General features: G+C 37.0%; 1 protein-coding gene. It reads right to left on the minus strand.

Annotated features, from left to right (window positions below; translation table 11 throughout):
* Window positions 1-270 precede the first annotated feature (270 nt).
* Window positions 271-611: group II intron maturase-specific domain-containing protein (locus ACT29I_RS25715; protein ID WP_444794869.1), on the minus strand; the 341-nt coding region annotated here is incomplete at its 5' end.

Raw genomic sequence — 611 nt, forward strand, 5'->3', positions numbered from 1 at the left:
TATAAAGACGAACATGAATAAAATAATGCTCAGACATAAACCTGAAAATCCAATAATTATAATCAATTCAGTTGTTGAAAAATGCTTTTTGTTCATAATGTATTCTTGTTTGCTTGACCAGTAGAGTAGAGCCTGATAGCCTACTCTAATTAATACCCATAAAAGTAATAATTATATGTAATCTATCAGCACTCCCTTCATCAAACCGTATCCCGATGTTCGTGGACAGGCTGTGAAGTTTTCCCTCATACGGCTTACCGATAGAGTTCTTCATTGAGCTTTCGCAAGGGTTTTCAAGCGTGCATACTTCTCCAAGTCTAACAGTCTTTTGCTTTGAACAAAATTGCTGTATGGTTGCTGGCGTAGCAACTTGTGCGCTTTACGGCCTTTACTTTTGAGCCATTTAAATAGTTTATAATCCAAGTGTTTAATGATAACTTTTATGGTTTCCCATATGTGCGTTACCTTACTTATCGAAAAGTAATTTAACCATCCAATCAATAATGAGTTGAGTTTATAAAGCAAGGGATCAACCCTCCAGTGCCTACGTTTTGCTAGTAGCTCACGAATATTGGCAAAGAGTTTTGACCTTGACTTCATGCTCGGTCGGA

This window comes from Saccharicrinis sp. GN24d3 (assembly GCF_052400645.1).
GTDB lineage: Bacteria > Bacteroidota > Bacteroidia > Bacteroidales > Marinilabiliaceae > Saccharicrinis.